Genomic DNA, 16,175 nt, shown 5'->3' with positions numbered 1-16,175 from the left:
CATCTTGTCAACATTATAGAACAATGCATAGATATGCCAAAGGAATCAATAAAACTCCAGCTCTGTTATGGTCACGCTGTCCAATTTGCCAGGCCTATTTGCATCTTTTTCAATCTTAAGATTTTTGACCACCATCGCAAGAAAGTTCTTCTTTTCGATTGCAGTAAAGTGTTCCCAGTTCAATCGTGCATTATATAGTATGGACATCAATTCTGTTTCATTAGTTTGGTGCTGTTCAACAGATGGAAAGTCATTAAGCTGCTCTCTGAGCAGTTTTTCTTTTTCCGTTTCCTCATTCATGCGTTCTCTGTAATCCTCAAGCGACATCTCTTCTTCAGCCCAAAGATATTGCCATTTCTTGCGGCGTTTTGCTATTGCCGACAATTCCTTTTCCAGTGTCTCCCGTTCTTGCAGAGAGTTATCTTCTACCGGTACAGGTTTGAATTCAACCTGCTTCAGGTCCCATTTACTTATGACATCCAGGAAATGTGTCTCTATGAATCGCTCAGAGACATTTGGCATATCGCAGGATCCTTTCCTTTGCAATGTGCAATAGTAGGAACGAGGACGATGGATTTTATCACCACGTTTTGAATAGCCATATGTGCCGGCAAGTGGAGATCCGCACCGGGCGCACCTGGCGACGCCACTGAAGATGAATTCGCTGGTAGCAGCCCTTGGATGGTTCGTGCTCCGTGTTTCTATGATTTTGTTTACTTGTTCGAATATTTCAGGTTGTATGATGGCAGGTACAGCATTTTCAACCTCAAAATACTGGTCGGTGTTCACCCTGTAATTCCATCGCATGGTGCCTATATAGACTGGGTTTGAAAGCACATATTTAATGGTACTTGTTTGCCAAGGTGCTCCTTTTTTCGTCAATCTTCCTCTCATATTTAAATTGAGAGCGAGTTTGTTCATTCCTACGCCTTTTAAGTAACTGTTGAAGATTTCTTTTACAATCGAAGCTTCCTTTTCATTTATTTTCAGGTTATCTCCATCACGGTCATACCCGAAAGGAGGAAGGGAAATAGCCCATTTGCCTTGCCGGGCTTTCTCGGTCATCCCAAATCGTACACGTTCAGCTGTATTTTCTCTTTCCCACTGGGCCATAGCAGCAACAATTGTGATGAACATCCTTCCAAGGGCAGTGGTCGTTTCGAATACCTCTGTCGCAGATTTGAATTTGCATCCATACTTTTCAAAAGTTTGAAGCATTTTATAGAGATCCAGGACGGAACGGGTCAACCTGTCCAATCGATAAACCAGAACGCAATCAATCTTACTGTCTTTGATATCATTAAGCACTCGCTGGAGTTCTGGACGATTCATGTCCTTGGCCGACAGTCCCTCATCGACATAAAAGCCGGCAACGGTCCAATCCTGGGCAAGGCAATAAGCCTTTAGCTTTTGCTTTTGGGCTGATATGGAATACCCTTCTTTAGCTTGCTCTTCCGTTGATACACGAATGTATATGGCTGCTCTCATATTCTCCTCCTGTTGGATTTTGTCGAAATAATAAGAACGAAAGTTCGACAGTTATTTTAATAAATATTGTACAATCTTTAGTAATTAAACTTTTGTAAACCGAACGGCTGACACCATATCGTGGAAAAGGTATAAAACCTATTCCGCCTTGCGCTACTTTCTAGTTGCAGCTGGTATCCATTCAAATAGATCCTCGATGTAACAATCCAGAATGACAGAAACGTTTTTAGCAGATTCCAACGTCATCCGTTGTTGACCTCTGACCCACTTTGACACTTGTTGTCGTGTAACCCCAAGTCGTTCCGCTAATTGTGCTTGGGTCATACCAGCTTGGCGCAACCTTTCAGAAAGTAGGCACTTTCCGATTTGGTAAGCCACTCTGTCAACCGCCTTTATAATAAAGATAAGGGGATGCAACCATGAAAAAATTAAAGCCAGAAACAGCCAAAGCTATTCTGCAACTATTATTAAAGGCATCAAAAAAACATAATGCACCTCAGTCAAAAAAACCAAAAATAGCGAATTAAAGTTTTGTTGGCTCAAACATTACTTGAATCACTTTTCCGATAATCCGCGCATTTTCATGGGATACGAAAGTTGGTTCATAGCGTGGATTATCCGGATAAAGGATCACCTGGCCATTTTCTGTTTTCTTAACTCTTTTTAGCGTGGCTTCATTACCGTTTACATTTACAACTGCAATTTCCCCGTTTTCTACCTCTTGCTGCAATTTAACAACCACTTTGTCGCCATCATAAATCCTGCTGCCGATCATTGAATCGCCTTTGACTTTCAGCACTATTGCTTCACCAAATTTCAGATTCCACATGTTAGGGATTTCAGTCCATTCTTCGATGTGTTCTTCTGCTAAAATGGGTTGGCCAGCTGCAATGCTTCCGAGTACAGGAACAGTCATGACCGGCACTTTGTTGGAGTTGGCTGCTGAATAGTTCTGGAATATTTCTGACGGATCCAAATCCCGGTCAACGAAATCCTTGATCAACATATTAAGGAAGCTGATCTTCTCATCAAGGGTTAGGTAGTCGAACCACTTACTTAGAACAGCCGGATTTTTCAGCAATTCGTTTAGTTCTCCGTCGTTGCATTCAGGATAGTTCGTTTTTGCCTCTTGAACGATAAAGTTTTTGTAATCGGATTTTAGTAATCCATTATCAGAGGTGACGGAACTAATGAATATTTCTGCAGCATTGGATATCAACTCATTAAGAGCTTCGACAGATTCCATCGTTTTAATTGTCTCTGGAATAAGTTCCGCTCGAAGATCAGGAGAGATGTATCCTGCCTTTTCCATAAGCTCATCATATCCAACACCTAATGGTTCATGTATCTTCTTGATGATGTCTGGTGATGGGAGGCCGCGCTTACCATTTTCTATTTGCGATAGGTATGCATTCGACACTCCGGATTTATCCTCTAGTTGCCTAATTGTAAGGTTTTGTTCTTTTCTTAAGCTTTTAATATATTTTCCAAACTCAATTTCCAAGGACATTCCATTCACCTCATGCTTCATTATACCTAAAAAAGAAACCTATTTGTTAACTAATGTTATCTTTTTTTTATTTTTTATTTATTTTTTGCTTGCAATAGTTATCATAGGCTGGTAAGATAACTACAAAGATAACAAAATCAAGCAAGGGAGGTAAATCAAGGAGGTGATGAAAGAGTGAAAATAAACTTAAAAAATCCTGAGGAATTTAAAAAGCTACTTTTAGTCAAAGGTTTTTCGCAAAGGTCTCTGGCAGAGACAATTGAGATATCGCCATCTTACTTTAATTTGATTCTCAACGGCGAACGATTTCCCAGTGGTAAGGTGGCAAAAAAAATAACCGATGCGTTGGAAAGTGAATTTGATGATATTTTTTTTATCGATGACGCTTGCAAAAGTTATCAAAAATAAAGGGAGCTGGAGACATGAACCAACCATCTGAGGAGACAAAGAAAAAAATCCTCACCTTTTTTCTAAAGACATCGGTGCCGCGGATCCTTGCAGCTAAGAGATTGGCAGATAAGGAGAATGATAGTAAGGAGGGAAGTCATGGAAATCATTCATCAAACGATTGAAATGCCCTGGTCATTTGAAGAGTTGGATTTGGACGGTGCTTATGAAGAACTAACCAGCAAACAGGATAAACTACTAGCTATTCAGACGTATCTGGTTAATCAATACTGCGCATTACCATTTGGAAAACTGGATTCTGAGTTAGGCTTGTTCCTACGAAATGAAAGCGACCGCATCAGTTCCGAATTTAAAAGGTTGTCAACAACAGTTAAATCATTGAGGAAGATAAGGCATTCAAAGCACTAAAGCCTACCAAGGCTCTCTCTTTTAGCCACATGGCGAAATTTGAGGAACAGTTTTTGGAATATTTTAAGGAGGTGATACATACGGGAGTTGCGGTGTTTGGAATAGGATTCTTCTTACTCATAGGGATCCTGACTTATGTCTCATGGCGCTTAGGTGTTATGGAATAAAAAAGGTGGAGGAGAGGCAAGTGAAAGCATTAGGAATTGTAAGAAGGATGGATGACCTGGGTCGGGTGGTTGTTCCTATTGAAATTAGAAGGGCGAATGGCTGGGCTCCTAATCAGCCAATGGAGATGTTCGCAGATGACGAGGGTGGCCTGTACATTAAACCTTACGGCAAGGACGAGGAAAAGAAAGAGGTCCTTGAGCAGTTGCAGCATCTTCATCAGACAACTGATAATCCGGCAGTGTTCCAAATCGTTAGTAAAGCCATTGGGTTTATTAAGGAAAGGGGATGAGAAAGTGGATCGCAAAACGTTGGAATATATGGAGGAACGTGCGACAAAAGCCAGGGGAATTGTAAACAGGATTGAAAGGCTTTTGGATCAAGTGGAACAGGTGAAACGCGCTCGAGGAGTTATGGATCTATATACGCGGCACAAAACCATTCGGCTTGAAATGAAATACAATGAGCTGGCTGAAAATAACTATACCACAGAAGTTGTTGCTGCAATTAATAACGCATTTGTAAATGTCACACTTGCAGAAATACGACATTTGGAACAAGAACTTGCTGAATTATAAGGAGGGTTGTTCGTGCTAATAAAATTCATTTCTTTAAATCTACAAAACTATAAAAGCCACCGGGATCTTTCAGTTAACTTTGGCGAGGTAACAAAGATCACCGGCGACAACGCGAAAGGGAAATCCAGCATTCTGGAATCCATCTCATGGATATTGTACGGTACCGACTCGCTTGGGGGCAAGCTCGACCCTACACCTATAACTTATGCAGCAGATGAAACGATAGTACAACTTTTGTTATCCGTGGATGCAAAGCAGCTTTTGCTTGGCAGGGGGCTTAAGAAAGGGAAGGCTCAGTATTACATAAACGAGGTCCCTTCCAAGGCAAAAGAATTTGAAGAACTTGTTAAGTCACTCTTTGATAAGGACACGTTCCTGTCGCTGTATAATCCGTCCTATTTCTTCACTCTCCACTGGGAAAAACAGCGTGCGATGCTGCTGCAATACGTGACTGCCCCGGCGAGAAAAGAGGTCTTAAACAGCCTTCCTGAAGCGCAGGGCGAGACACTTGAAAAGTACCTTAAGAAACACTCGCTTGATGACCTGGAGAAGATCCATAAAGAGAACAAAAACACCAAAGAAAAAAAATATATTGCCGCTCAGAGCCGCACGAAGACCTTGCAAGAGCAACTAGAGCAGTTATCCGAGCAACAGATTGACATCGAATCTGTAAAAGCTGAATTGACCCACATCGATATGCAGGTCCGTGACCTTGAAAAGCAATTGGATTCAGCATTTGAGAAAAATCAAGATTTTAATTCTGTTCAGTCGCAGATCCGCAATCTCCAAAATCAGATTGAAATGTCTAAAGAACGATGGCCGGCTCTTAAAAATGAGGAAATCGAAGATACTTGCCGTACCTGCAAAAGGCCGCTGGATGATGACGCTGTTGAAGCTGTGACAGCTGATAAAGAAAAACGAATCGAGCAATATAAGGCCAGTCACAATGAACTGGTCACCAAGCGTAAGGAACTCCAGGCTAGGCTTGCCGAACTGGATTACATCGAAGTATCTGATATAAGAGAAAAAATCCGGGAGATTCACTCCTCTGGCCAGCCGTTGCGCCAGGCTATTCATACTTACGACCAATACAAAAAACTTGAAACAGCAGTTAAAACAGCCGAGGCAGATGAGGCAGCCATACTGCAGGATTTAAACTCATCCATCTTCATTCTGGATTGCATTAAGGCATATCGTGCCAAGGAAGCCGAACTGCAGGCAGAAAAAGTACAAGCCCTGTTTACCACATTGTCGGTCCGTCTGTTTAAACAAAACAAAGGGGATGGCGAGATTAAGCCGGACTTTGAAATCGAAATGGATGGCAAACCATACAGCAAGCTTTCACTCTCCGAATCTATAAGGGCCGGTTTAGAATTACGGGACGTCCTTTCCCAACAGAGTGAATTGATCGTGCCAACCTTTATTGATAATAGCGAAAGTATTACATCTTTCAAAGAGCCAAACGGTCAGTTAATCATTTCCCGGGTGGTTGCCGGGCAGGAATTGAAGATTGAGGGGGAAGCTGCGGAATGAAACTCAATGTGACTGTAGATATCGATTGGCTTGAAGAAGATGAGTCCATCGACGAGGCAATTAAGCGACAAATAATTTCAGGTGTGGTTAAGAGAATTTCCGATGACGTGATTTCATCTGTAAAACGCGATGCCGAAAATCAGGTCCAGGAAAGAGTAAGTGAATTAGTCGATGCTACTTACAATGAATTTCTAAGTGGAACGGTAACCCTAACTGACCGCTGGGGAGACGTCACCAAAAAGGACGTGAGCATTAAGTCATTGATTAAAAATCAATGTGACAACTGGTTAACGGAAAAGGTCAATGACAGAGGCGAAGCTTCTTCCTATTCAGCAAATTACACTCGGGTCGAGTACTTTGTGAAGAACCAGATTGAAAAGCAAACAAAGGAAATGTCCAACCAAATCGTAACCAAGGTTAACCAAGAAATGAAGAAATTTATCACCGACAGCCTCAAAGACAGCATTGGCGAAAAGCTACTAAAAGAAATCGGGGTCGAAGAATTACTTAAAAAGGTTAAGGGTTGAGTTAATGAAACACGGACGCCGCCCAACCAAACGCCAGAAGATAGCGATGAAAGCTGTTGGCCTGAATTTCGAGAACTGGCTTGTTTACAAAGTTACCGACGGACAATATCACCTTGTCCACAGATACACCGGCACCACCAGAAAAATACCTGTTTAGGGAGGGAATGAACTTTGATCAACGAATTGCTACAGCTTTTTAAAGGTAATGGATTCGACTACCGCACATTCGCGCCCAATCCTGAATACAACACCTGGTATCACAAAACATTTTTAAGGCCGACCTGGCACAAGTACAAAAATGGTGGTCGGAAATCACGGCGCAGGAAACGGAGGTAATCGTATGGACCTTGAACATCCAGCAGTCACCAGAGCAAACCGCACTGACTTTGCCAATATGGTCGCCCAGCCGGAACACTTTGGCATCGATTACTTTGGTGATGAGATCCTTGTCGGCGATGATGTTGTGATCGACGGGCAGGAGATTATCTTAAAAAGCAATATGGAACGGTATCTGTCGGAAGTTTGTGGGTTTACATTTCAGACGGTTGGCTGAAAGGAGAGTTGCTTACATGGCTGACTTCCAAATAAATTGCGTCATGTGTGATAAACAAATTACCCGCAAAGAATTTGAAAACAATGATTATGTAACAGGTGAATCGCTGGGGGAATATTGGTGCCGCAGCTGCGCTGAAGATGAAAAACCTATATCCATCTGCACCAACTCAAACTGTGAAAATCCCATATACAAGGGAGACCATGTTTGGCAGAAGGGCTCAGACCTATATTGCCAGCTTAAATGTTTGGTAGATTCCCTGTACGGGACGAAGGAGGGGTAAAGTTGCCAATCAAAGTAATTCTAATTAACAACAAAATTTTTCCGGAAAAACAAGCGAATGATTGCATTTTGTTGAGGATGTTCGAACGCGACTCATCCCAAATTGATATGGTCTTCCCATTCGGTGGTGGAGACATGCCGCATGTACGGCTTTCAATCACTGAAGCGCTGGACTTAAAAAATGCCATCGATCAGCTTGTAGATTTAAAAATGCTTGAAAAACCTAGGGGGAATAATTAATGGCTAATAATCAACTCGCTGTTTACCAAGGTTTAGCCTTCGGTGAACTAACTCAGCAGGATGTTGTAACAATTCGAGAAACCATCGGCAAGGATTGCAATGAGTCCCAGTTCAAATTATTTATGGCTATCTCAAAAAGTGCTGGCGCCAATCCAATCTTAAATGAAATTTACCCAACAGTTCGACAAAACCAATTAACCATTCAATTCGGCGTTGACTTTTATGTCCGAAAAGCCAAAGAAACAGATGGTTACCTTGGATATGACGTGCAGCTGGTTCACGAAAATGATCAGTTCAAAATGCATCAGGAAAAAGATGAAGATGGTCGTTACTACATGGTGATTGATGAACATTCATTCGGGTTCCCAAGAGGAAAAGTAATTGGTGGATATGCATTTGCTTATAAGAAAGGGTTAAAGCCTTTTACGGTAACAATGGAAGTCGATGAGGTTGAACACTTTAAACGCTCTCAAATCGGGATGCAAAAAACAATGTGGACGAATTACTTCAATGACATGTTCAAAAAGCACATGGTCCGAAGAGCCCTAAAAGCAGCCTTTGACCTGAACTTTGACGATGAGGAAGTTTCTGAAGGTAAAGGTGCCGATGGCGTTCCTGAATATAACCCTCGGGAGCGTAAAGACATTACACCTAACCAGGAAGTGATTGACCAGCCACAGCCTGATCCAGTGGATCCAGAAGCAGAAAAACTTGAAGCTGCAAAAGCTGAAATGAAAGCTAAGTTTAAAAAGCTTGGTGTTACAACAAAGAAGGCGATGCAAGAGTACATCGCTAAAAACGCTCCTAATATCGGTGACAAACCTGCACTTGCCGATGTTATCGGATTGAATGAATTGCTGGACATGCACATCGAATTGCAGGAAGCCCATTCAGACGATGATGACTCCTTGGAGTAAGCCATGAAAGTCGATATCTTAGCATCTGGTTCCGGAGGTAACTGTATAGCCCTCCGGTCTGGAGAATCTACCATTCTAGTAGATGCAGGCGTGGCCAAGACCAAAATAGAAAAAAGGCTGCTGGAGGTCGGGATCCGTCCTGACTCCATAGCAGCCATCCTAGTGACACATGCACATGCTGATCATATTAAAGGTGTGCCGTTGGCTAATAAGTACAAAATCCCGGTCTTTGCCGGGGAAGGGGAATGGCGCTCAATCAACTGTGTGGACAATGAGTTGCAAAGACCATTTAAGTCGGGAACCGGCATCAACTTGACAGAGTTTTACATTGAGTCCTTTAAAACTCACCACGATGCATACGACCCGGTAGGATACGTGATCAGCGATTACCAGGGCAATAAATGCTCTGTCTGCCTGGACACCGGCCAAGTGGATCCAGATATGCTTACGGCCATGGAATACTCAACCGTTTACATCATAGAAAGCAACCATGAGCCGGCAATGGTAGAGGCATCCGATTATCCGCCCAGCGTAAAAGCACGGGTCCTGTCCCACATCGGACACCTTAGCAATGAGCAGACCGCACAGGCCCTTTCTCAGCTTGTTACCGGCACGAGAGAGCAGATATATCTTACCCACTTATCAAGCAAAAATAACATGCCTGCGCTGGCCCGGATGACGGTTATGAGGGCATTGGCCCGGAAGGGTTTTAAGGCAGATAAACATTATCGAATTGAGGTGGTTTGAATATGCAAATTCAATTGATTAAAGTGTTCTCTTCCGCTGATGCAGTTGATGAACAGCAGGAAGAAAAAATATATACCGAAAGTCAATGGAAAGCCACTGAAAAATATTATCTTGCGAGGCTTAACAAGGAACGTGAAGAAAAGGAACGTGCCCAGGAGTTAGCACGGGCACTTCAAGGCCAGTTGGCAAACAAAATTAAAGAACTGGATAAGCTTGATTTCTTTGTAACTGCATTAAGCAACACTCTCTTATTGACCACTGAATATCACAGGACGGGGAAAGCACAACAGAACGGGTGAGGTGTATGGCAAGACCAACCAAGCAAGGATTGGAGTATTTCCCACTAGATACAGACATCGATCAAGACGAAAAAGTGGTGGTCGTTGTTGCAAAGTACGGCATGGCAGGGTTTGGCATCCTCATTCGTTTAATGATGGAGATATACAAGAAAGGGTACTGCTGCCACTGGACGGAGAAAGAGCAATACATCTTTTCAATGAAAGTGAATCAGGAAATGGAGTTTGTGAACGATGTTGTCCAGGAGTGTATCAAGTGGGATTTCTTTGATAAGACATTGTTTGAAAAATACGGCATCCTCACATCTGAAGGGTTCCAGAAGAGATACCTGCTGGCTGTATCAAGGAGGAAGGACATCGTTATCCCTCCAGAGCATTATTTAGTGAAAATCGATAATGACAGGAACAACTCGGTTAATGATGACAATAACCCAGATGATGAGGACAAAAATACAACAAAAGAAATAAAAAGAAAAGAAAGTAAAAGAAATAAAGATATACCGGTTTATGAGGAGATCATCGGATACCTAAACCAAAAAGCAGGTAAGAATTTCTCTCATAAATCTGAGGCAAACCGCAAGCTGATTAACGGTCGCATCAGCGAAGGACGAACCCTACATCACTTTAAACATGTGATTGATGTGAAGTGCGAGCAATGGCTTGAAGACCCAGCAATGAATGAGTATTTGAGGCCATCCACTTTATTTGCTCAAAAGAATTTTGAAAACTATGTGAACCAAAAGTCCAAGGTTAATAAACAAAAACCTTCTGACCCGAGAGATAAAGAAATAGATTTCCAGCGTTGGATACAGGAGGGGAAAGATCCTGAAACATTTGATTGGGGAAAATGATTTAGCTGCAGAAATGTCTGTCCTGGGTGCCGTGTTTTTGGAGCCTAACGTACTTGATGATATCAACTTTCTTGAGGAACGTGATTTTTCCATACCTCGTCATCAACAAATTTACAAGGTTATGAGGCACCTAGATAAGAAAGGCGAACCCATAGACCCTGTTACAGTGACAGACGCGTTCATGAAATTCGGCCGCATTGAAAACATTGGTGGCGTTTCGTACCTGATGAAACTTGTAGAAGCCTGTCCGACAGCTGCCAATGCTGGATACTATGCCAGGATGGTTAGGTCTAAGGCAATTGGGCGCAGGACTAGAAACATGGGCGACATTATTGCCGGTATGAACCGCGACGACTACGAAAGCGACGAGGAATACTTCTCTTATATCGAGTCCCTTGTGGAAGAAATGAGGCCCCAAGACAATTCGAAAATGCTCAATTTCACTGAGACCAAAAAGGAGTATTTTGAACACCTTAAAACACCTGCAGAATTTATCAAAACTGGTTTTGAGGAATTTGACAAATGGGCCCATGGTTTATGGAGAGGCTGGCTCTTTATATCAGCAGGCCGCCCCTCAGTCGGTAAAACAGCATTGGCCCTACAAAGGATACGAGGTGTCGCTAAACAACATGAGGGGGTTGTCCTGGTCTGGAGCCAGGAAATGAAAAGGAATTCCCTGAAAGACCGAATGATCTCTTCCGAAACTGGGATTGCTTTTCAAAAAATCAAGACCAAGAACTTAAACGAAAAAGAATGGTCCCTTGTGAATACGGCCTATAAACAGTATGAGTACTTGCCTATTTACATGCAGGACAGTTCAGGAATCACTATTGATGAGATAAGAGCCACTGCCAAACAGTTCAAAAGGAAGCACGGCAACATTGCGATGATAGTAGTGGATTACCTGCAAATAATGAACATTCCGCAAACTAAAGGGGATACCAGAGCATTGGCTATTGGACGGGTTACAGGGCAGGCAAAACAAATTGCGATGGAGCTGAACTGCTGCTTTATGATGCTTTCCCAGATGACTCGGGATTCAGAAAAACGGGGTAGGCCGCAGCTGTCTGATTTAAAAGAGTCCAGTTCCATTGAACAGGATGCCGATGTGGTTGAGTTTCTTTGGAGCGAAGGCGAGACGACATCCCAGGGGAAGATAATTAAACAAACTTTCGCCAAGGGCCGTGATATCGGAGTGAATGAGTTTAATCTGCTGTTTATGAATTGGAAGCAGCATTTTCAGGAATTGCCGAAAAATAAAGGAGGCTAACCAGTTGAATTTGCAAGTAGATGTTTACTCATGCGAAGGATGTGGCCGGGCAGTAGTCGTGGAATCGGATCAGGAAGTTGAAATTTGTCCTTATCAAGATTGTGAAGCCACGTTGCTTGAATACTCACACTCTGGCCAAGTGATAAATGATTAGTCCGTGAGGTGTAGATCATGGCACCATCTAAAATTCACCCACGCCATTCAGGACCGCCACGGTTCGGGACAGGTGGCAATGTTGAAAAGTGGGATAACAGCGTAAAAGTCTCTTATCTGTCGCCGGAGGAATTACAAAAATATCGAAACGGAGAACATGGAGGGATTAAATTGTTTACCTATGACGATTTCCTACGGTTGAAAGCTGAAGGCAAAAGCAATGAAGAAATTGCAAAGGAAATGAAAATGAGCCCGGCCACTCTATACAAACGGATTAAGGCATGGAAGATGGATATACTCCAGGGAAAAAATAAAGATGTGCAGGCACCGAAAGAAAATAAGGAGCTCCTGAGGGAGAAAGAAGCTGTACCGCCGGAAAAGCCAGCGCAATTAGAACAGCTAGTAGAAGGGTTTAAGGGTAAGCTTAAAGCCGCTCAGGATGAATGCCAACAAAAGGACAAGACCATCGAGGAGCTTAACAACAAAGTATCTTACTGGCAGCAGCGTGCTGAAAGAGCCGAATTACAGCCTGTGGACCAGGCTGACTACGAAAGCCTTGAAAAGGAACTTGTGGCTGTGCGAGAAGAATTGCAGTCCTGCCAGGAACTTTTCGACGAGGTTTCAGCAGCCAAAGAAAATGCTGCAAAGGAAATCCTTACGTTAAACAACCAAGTGAACAGGCTGTCTGAAGCTTTGAATGAAAGAAACCACCTGTATGAGAACTTGTTGGAACAATATAAAACGTTGCAGCAAGAGATTGGCCCGATTCGCCAGCTGGCATTTTTGAAGTTACAGCAGGATGTAAGTTTAGGAGGTTGAGAGAATGCAAACACAAGCAATCGAAAAAATCAAAAATGAAATATCTGGCAATGCCAACAATCCTTATATCCAGGTCGTTGGCCAATTTCTACTACAGCACTTGGAACAGAATCCGGACCATGCCGAGAAGATCCTGGTAGCGGACAAAACCATCGCAAAAAGCCTGGAAGCGATGCGGACAGCTGCACAGAAGAAAAAAGTCGGCAATGTGGCCGTCCTCACCGATGCCGAAGGTTTCGCTATCGTACTGAAATATTTCGGAATTGATGGTAAGCCTGTCGTGATGGGCGCAACAGCAACGGTAATTATTGAGCCTAAGCCAGCTGCAAGCCCGGCAACCGATTTTGACGTATCACTGGATGACTTTTTGTGAGGTGTTAGTATGGCGCAGATTAAAAGTTATGAAGATTTCAAAGCGCATTTCTCCAATGAAATCAATGAGGATTTTAAAGCGTTTGTTCGTGACGATAACCTTCTCCACAGCCGATATTTGTTTGTTCGCAGGTTGGCATCGACCATTCAGAGAGGTTATTGCACGCATTGCCGAAAGGATTATGTGATCACGTCTAAACAAACACTGAAACACAATGATAACTGGCAATGTGAAAAATGCAAGTCGCTTGTTTTTGTTAAGCACGCCGGGCGGCCACGAGGGAAGATGCTTGATACAGGTTATGTCATCTGGTATGAAAAGTCGCAATGCAAACCTGATGCAATAACTGCCACCGGTTATAACGTCTCATTCGATTACCGGGCGGACATGAAAGGCGTTGCTTATTACACTCCTGTTGTGCGATATGTCTTTGAAATCGGAAAGCCGCTCATGATGTACCGGAACCACCACTTCACTGGGGCATTTAATACCAGGGTCATACGGTACGACGAGGGGTGGAGCTTCGCCAAACAAGCCTGGTCGATGATCGGGAAGAACTCTTACACGAGGAACAGCTCCCAGTCAATAGCAAGCATACAAAAAGCCGTACAAGGAACACCTTTTTCTTATGCAGATTGGGGGATGTTCTCTGAAAAAAACTTGGATTTGATTTACTTCTTCACCACATTTTCTAAGTACCCTTTCATTGAATATCTGTGGAAAATGGGGATGGCTGAGTTGGTAAGGGCTATGGTTGAAGGCAAAAACCTTTATCGCTCGATCAATCTTCGAGGCAAGAACATGGAGAGAATCCTCGGTCTTTCAAAGAAGGAAATTAAGGAATGGAAGAAGTCCGGAGTCGAGATGGAGCCTGTTGTTCTGCATACCTACAAATGGTTCCGAAAACAGGGTGTTCCGATATCATGGGAAACAGCGGACAAATGCGACCATTTACTAAATGGCACCTACTATTTTGAAAAACTTGAATATATTCAGAATTTCTTGCCGCTTGACCGGATTGTGCGGTATGTAAATAGCCAAATGAGGAAAGATCCAAAACGAAATTCTTCCATAACAGGAACGATCGGAACCTGGAAAGACTATTTGGAAGAGTGCAAGGAACTTGGGATGGATTTAGCTTCGGAAACGGTCCTGCTTCCGAATGACTTGAACAAGGCCCACAGCAAAACCACTCGGGCCGTCAAAGTCAAAAAGGATGAAGTGATTAATCAGAAGATAGCCAATCAGCAGCCTCGCCTGCAAAAATACTGTTTCGAATTCGAGGGGCTGTTTATCCGGCCTGCTATTTCAAGTATTGAAATGTTTGATGAAGGAAAAGCTCTTGACCATTGTGTTGGAAGGTATGCAGATCGCTATGCAAAAGGAGAAATCGTGATTATGTTTATCCGCCGGGCCGACCAACCAAAAACTTCTTTTTACACCCTGGAACTGTATGTGAAAGACAATATTGTTACGCAATGCCGCGGGCTTAGAAATAAAGATATGACAGCAGAAGTCCGGGCATTTGTCGATGCCTTCACAGCTGAGAAGCTCAAGAAAAAGAAACCGGCATCAAAAACCATTAACCGACAGGAGGTTGCCGTATGAATGATTTGATAGAAAGAACCCCTGTGCTGATTGCTACCGAGATTAATAGCATAAAAGAACAGACTCGCAAGATGTTCCTATTCAACAGCATCGAAATCGGGCGCCGATTGGTCGAGGCAAAAGAGATGGTTCCTCACGGTGAATGGGGCAAGTGGCTGGAAGAATCGGTTGATTATTCTCAAAGCACGGCTAACAATCTGATGAAGATTTTTGAAGAGTATGGTGATAGCCAGCTGTCTCTGTTTGGCAGCCAAGCAAAATCCCAAGCGCTTGGGAAATTGAGCTATACGCAGGCCGTTGTCCTCCTGGGTGTACCTGAAGAAGAACGAGAAGATTTTATAAAAGAGAATGACGTTGAAAATATGTCCACCCGAGAATTAAAACAGGCCATCAAAGAAAAACAAGAGCTTGAAAAAAAACTTAAGGCAAGCGAGAAAAAAGCAAAAGAGGAGAAAGCAGCCCGAGAAAAACTGGCCAAAGAATACACCAACTTAGAATCGCAGACTAAGGATCACACTATAATTGTTGATCGTCTTAAATCAGAGCTCGAGACAGCCAAGGCCGCCGGCAACCAAGAAAAGATTGATCGTCTTCAGAAAAATCTTGATAAAACGGAAAACGAGCTTTTTGACTCTCACAACAAGATTAAGGAACTGGAGCGTCAGTTGAAGGAGAAACCGATTGACGTTCCAGAAATTGTTGAAAGAATTCCAGAAGCAGTGGAGGCCGAACTTGAAGAGTTGCGTAAAAAGGTTGGCCAGCAGAAAGATAAGGCTGTCATCAAGTTTTCGGTCTGTTTCGAACAGCTGGTAAAGAATTTTGGTGATCTACTCGGTTCCCTATCAGAAATTCAGAATCCAACTAACCAGGAAAAATACAAAAATGCAGTCCGGGGATTAATCAACAAAATGTCCGAAAAACTCTAATTTTGATAAAACAATCAAACTATCAGTTTTTTCGACTATTTAATGAACTTTTTAACTGGGGGAGTTGTTGATAGTGGAATTAATAGTCGGTGTCTCATTGGGCACTATCGGCATCTATGTGTTACTTAAATATATCGAATTAGTCGACAGGCACAAACGTAATCGTTGGTAAACGAAAATACGGGGAGAGTGAGCAGTAATGCAATCTGAGGTCCTTAAAGAATACGATTGGGTCAAAGTTGTAGAGAGCCGTTATCACAAAGGATGCATTGGTTTAATCAAAAAGATTGATCCAGACGACGGGACATGCCTTGTGAAAATCACCAAAACCCCGGAGGGCAGATGTGTCACAGGACATACCGGCGCATGGTTAGGAATCGGTGCCGTATTACCTTACCCGATTGATTTGCATGAACATGATATTTCTTCCCTGATTGACTTGGCCCTCGCGACAAATGACAAGGTCTGGTTCATGGAATTAACGTCTCGGCTGCCGTTAAAGAATTTTTGAGTGGGGAGTGCG

The 16,175-nt window shown here is 42.9% G+C and carries 25 protein-coding genes; 22 read left to right on the top strand and 3 right to left on the bottom strand.

The window, feature by feature from the left end; genetic code table 11:
• Positions 1-45 precede the first annotated feature (45 nt).
• The 3 genes from CVD19_RS19685 to CVD19_RS19675 form a co-directional block, all read right to left on the bottom strand.
• Positions 46-1,488 carry a recombinase family protein gene (locus tag CVD19_RS19685; protein ID WP_101584781.1) on the bottom strand — a complete coding sequence of 481 codons (1,443 nt, stop codon included), beginning with the start codon at positions 1,486-1,488 and terminating at the stop codon, positions 46-48.
• 153 nt (positions 1,489-1,641) lie between these two features.
• Positions 1,642-1,866 (bottom strand): helix-turn-helix transcriptional regulator, encoded by a 225-nt coding sequence (locus tag CVD19_RS19680; protein ID WP_101584779.1) that lies wholly within the window; start codon positions 1,864-1,866, stop codon positions 1,642-1,644.
• Between the two features lie 145 nt (positions 1,867-2,011).
• Positions 2,012-2,998, bottom strand: coding sequence for a helix-turn-helix domain-containing protein (locus tag CVD19_RS19675; protein WP_180953714.1), 987 nt, complete (start codon positions 2,996-2,998; stop codon positions 2,012-2,014).
• A gap of 174 nt (positions 2,999-3,172) precedes the next feature.
• Between CVD19_RS19675 and CVD19_RS19670 the strand changes: the two genes are divergently transcribed.
• From CVD19_RS19670 to CVD19_RS19580, 22 genes are all read left to right on the top strand, one after another.
• Positions 3,173-3,406 carry a helix-turn-helix transcriptional regulator gene (locus tag CVD19_RS19670; protein ID WP_101584773.1) on the top strand — a complete coding sequence of 78 codons (234 nt, stop codon included), beginning with the start codon at positions 3,173-3,175 and terminating at the stop codon, positions 3,404-3,406.
• Between the two features lie 14 nt (positions 3,407-3,420).
• Positions 3,421-3,570 (top strand): hypothetical protein, encoded by a 150-nt coding sequence (locus CVD19_RS24975; RefSeq protein ID WP_180953713.1) that lies wholly within the window; start codon positions 3,421-3,423, stop codon positions 3,568-3,570.
• Positions 3,545-3,814 (top strand): hypothetical protein, encoded by a 270-nt coding sequence (locus tag CVD19_RS19665; protein ID WP_101584771.1) that lies wholly within the window; start codon positions 3,545-3,547, stop codon positions 3,812-3,814. The genes CVD19_RS24975 and CVD19_RS19665 overlap by 26 nt, the downstream gene beginning before the upstream one ends.
• Positions 3,815-4,001: 187 nt before the next feature.
• Positions 4,002-4,271, top strand: a complete 270-nt coding sequence (locus tag CVD19_RS19660) for an AbrB/MazE/SpoVT family DNA-binding domain-containing protein (RefSeq protein ID WP_180953712.1) — start codon at positions 4,002-4,004, stop codon at positions 4,269-4,271.
• 4 nt (positions 4,272-4,275) lie between these two features.
• The gene (locus CVD19_RS19655; protein WP_101584768.1) at positions 4,276-4,557 is read left to right on the top strand and encodes a hypothetical protein; all 282 of its coding nucleotides are present in this window, start codon (positions 4,276-4,278) and stop codon (positions 4,555-4,557) included.
• 12 nt (positions 4,558-4,569) lie between these two features.
• On the top strand, positions 4,570-6,090 hold the full coding sequence (locus tag CVD19_RS19650) for an AAA family ATPase (protein ID WP_101584766.1): 1,521 nt from the start codon (positions 4,570-4,572) through the stop codon (positions 6,088-6,090).
• Complete coding sequence (locus tag CVD19_RS19645; RefSeq protein WP_101584764.1) at positions 6,087-6,617, top strand: hypothetical protein; 531 nt, start codon at positions 6,087-6,089, stop codon at positions 6,615-6,617. The genes CVD19_RS19650 and CVD19_RS19645 overlap by 4 nt, the downstream gene beginning before the upstream one ends.
• 4 nt (positions 6,618-6,621) lie before the next feature.
• Entirely contained in the window at positions 6,622-6,774 is a 153-nt protein-coding gene (locus CVD19_RS24970; RefSeq protein WP_180953711.1) for a DUF6906 family protein, read from the top strand.
• Positions 6,775-6,957: 183 nt separating this feature from the next.
• The gene (locus tag CVD19_RS19640) at positions 6,958-7,170 is read left to right on the top strand and encodes a YqaI family protein (RefSeq protein WP_101584761.1); all 213 of its coding nucleotides are present in this window, start codon (positions 6,958-6,960) and stop codon (positions 7,168-7,170) included.
• Between the two features lie 16 nt (positions 7,171-7,186).
• Positions 7,187-7,453, top strand: a complete 267-nt coding sequence (locus CVD19_RS19635) for a hypothetical protein (RefSeq protein WP_101584759.1) — start codon at positions 7,187-7,189, stop codon at positions 7,451-7,453.
• Positions 7,454-7,455: 2 nt separating this feature from the next.
• Entirely contained in the window at positions 7,456-7,692 is a 237-nt protein-coding gene (locus CVD19_RS19630) for a hypothetical protein (RefSeq protein ID WP_101584755.1), read from the top strand.
• Positions 7,692-8,609: a RecT family recombinase gene (locus tag CVD19_RS19625; protein ID WP_101584752.1), complete on the top strand. Its 918-nt coding sequence runs from the start codon at positions 7,692-7,694 to the stop codon at positions 8,607-8,609. The genes CVD19_RS19630 and CVD19_RS19625 overlap by 1 nt, the downstream gene beginning before the upstream one ends.
• Before the next feature lie 3 nt (positions 8,610-8,612).
• The gene (locus CVD19_RS19620) at positions 8,613-9,356 is read left to right on the top strand and encodes an MBL fold metallo-hydrolase (RefSeq protein ID WP_101584749.1); all 744 of its coding nucleotides are present in this window, start codon (positions 8,613-8,615) and stop codon (positions 9,354-9,356) included.
• 2 nt (positions 9,357-9,358) lie between these two features.
• Entirely contained in the window at positions 9,359-9,655 is a 297-nt protein-coding gene (locus CVD19_RS19615) for a hypothetical protein (protein ID WP_101584747.1), read from the top strand.
• A gap of 5 nt (positions 9,656-9,660) precedes the next feature.
• Entirely contained in the window at positions 9,661-10,503 is an 843-nt protein-coding gene (locus CVD19_RS19610; RefSeq protein ID WP_257985205.1) for a Lin1244/Lin1753 domain-containing protein, read from the top strand.
• Between the two features lie 31 nt (positions 10,504-10,534).
• Positions 10,535-11,773, top strand: coding sequence for a replicative DNA helicase (locus tag CVD19_RS19605; RefSeq protein ID WP_257985206.1), 1,239 nt, complete (start codon positions 10,535-10,537; stop codon positions 11,771-11,773).
• A 4-nt stretch (positions 11,774-11,777) separates the two neighbouring features.
• On the top strand, positions 11,778-11,927 hold the full coding sequence (locus tag CVD19_RS24960) for a hypothetical protein (RefSeq protein WP_180953710.1): 150 nt from the start codon (positions 11,778-11,780) through the stop codon (positions 11,925-11,927).
• 17 nt (positions 11,928-11,944) lie between these two features.
• Complete coding sequence (locus CVD19_RS19600; protein ID WP_101584742.1) at positions 11,945-12,745, top strand: helix-turn-helix domain-containing protein; 801 nt, start codon at positions 11,945-11,947, stop codon at positions 12,743-12,745.
• A 4-nt stretch (positions 12,746-12,749) separates the two neighbouring features.
• Positions 12,750-13,118 carry a hypothetical protein gene (locus tag CVD19_RS19595; protein ID WP_101584740.1) on the top strand — a complete coding sequence of 123 codons (369 nt, stop codon included), beginning with the start codon at positions 12,750-12,752 and terminating at the stop codon, positions 13,116-13,118.
• A 9-nt stretch (positions 13,119-13,127) separates the two neighbouring features.
• Positions 13,128-14,726: a PcfJ domain-containing protein gene (locus CVD19_RS19590; protein WP_101584738.1), complete on the top strand. Its 1,599-nt coding sequence runs from the start codon at positions 13,128-13,130 to the stop codon at positions 14,724-14,726.
• Positions 14,723-15,652 (top strand): DUF3102 domain-containing protein, encoded by a 930-nt coding sequence (locus CVD19_RS19585; protein ID WP_101584735.1) that lies wholly within the window; start codon positions 14,723-14,725, stop codon positions 15,650-15,652. Before CVD19_RS19590 ends, CVD19_RS19585 begins: the two co-directional genes overlap by 4 nt.
• A gap of 199 nt (positions 15,653-15,851) precedes the next feature.
• Complete coding sequence (locus tag CVD19_RS19580; RefSeq protein ID WP_101584732.1) at positions 15,852-16,163, top strand: IDEAL domain-containing protein; 312 nt, start codon at positions 15,852-15,854, stop codon at positions 16,161-16,163.
• The last annotated feature ends 12 nt before the right edge of the window (positions 16,164-16,175 follow it).

The sequence above is a fragment of the Bacillus sp. T33-2 genome, from assembly GCF_002860205.1.
Classification (GTDB): Bacteria; Bacillota; Bacilli; order Bacillales; family Cytobacillaceae; genus T33-2.
The sequence above is the reverse complement of the archived record's forward strand: the minus strand, read 5'-3'. Positions and strand labels throughout refer to the sequence as shown.

Bases quoted from the DNA above. Each gene is read 5' to 3' on its own strand.
- CVD19_RS19615 (WP_101584747.1), top strand. From the start codon at position 9,359: ATGCAAATTCAATTGATTAAAGTGTTCTCTTCCGCTGATGCAGTTGAT.
- CVD19_RS19580 (WP_101584732.1), top strand. From the start codon at position 15,852: ATGCAATCTGAGGTCCTTAAAGAATACGATTGGGTCAAAGTTGTAGAG.
- CVD19_RS19685 (WP_101584781.1), bottom strand. From the start codon at position 1,488: ATGAGAGCAGCCATATACATTCGTGTATCAACGGAAGAGCAAGCTAAA.
- CVD19_RS19625 (WP_101584752.1), top strand. From the start codon at position 7,692: ATGGCTAATAATCAACTCGCTGTTTACCAAGGTTTAGCCTTCGGTGAA.
- CVD19_RS24970 (WP_180953711.1), top strand. From the start codon at position 6,622: ATGAAACACGGACGCCGCCCAACCAAACGCCAGAAGATAGCGATGAAA.
- CVD19_RS24975 (WP_180953713.1), top strand. From the start codon at position 3,421: ATGAACCAACCATCTGAGGAGACAAAGAAAAAAATCCTCACCTTTTTT.
- CVD19_RS19665 (WP_101584771.1), top strand. From the start codon at position 3,545: ATGGAAATCATTCATCAAACGATTGAAATGCCCTGGTCATTTGAAGAG.
- CVD19_RS19600 (WP_101584742.1), top strand. From the start codon at position 11,945: ATGGCACCATCTAAAATTCACCCACGCCATTCAGGACCGCCACGGTTC.
- CVD19_RS19595 (WP_101584740.1), top strand. From the start codon at position 12,750: ATGCAAACACAAGCAATCGAAAAAATCAAAAATGAAATATCTGGCAAT.
- CVD19_RS19675 (WP_180953714.1), bottom strand. From the start codon at position 2,998: ATGTCCTTGGAAATTGAGTTTGGAAAATATATTAAAAGCTTAAGAAAA.
- CVD19_RS19590 (WP_101584738.1), top strand. From the start codon at position 13,128: ATGGCGCAGATTAAAAGTTATGAAGATTTCAAAGCGCATTTCTCCAAT.
- CVD19_RS19585 (WP_101584735.1), top strand. From the start codon at position 14,723: ATGAATGATTTGATAGAAAGAACCCCTGTGCTGATTGCTACCGAGATT.
- CVD19_RS19640 (WP_101584761.1), top strand. From the start codon at position 6,958: ATGGACCTTGAACATCCAGCAGTCACCAGAGCAAACCGCACTGACTTT.
- CVD19_RS19645 (WP_101584764.1), top strand. From the start codon at position 6,087: ATGAAACTCAATGTGACTGTAGATATCGATTGGCTTGAAGAAGATGAG.
- CVD19_RS19610 (WP_257985205.1), top strand. From the start codon at position 9,661: ATGGCAAGACCAACCAAGCAAGGATTGGAGTATTTCCCACTAGATACA.
- CVD19_RS19635 (WP_101584759.1), top strand. From the start codon at position 7,187: ATGGCTGACTTCCAAATAAATTGCGTCATGTGTGATAAACAAATTACC.
- CVD19_RS19620 (WP_101584749.1), top strand. From the start codon at position 8,613: ATGAAAGTCGATATCTTAGCATCTGGTTCCGGAGGTAACTGTATAGCC.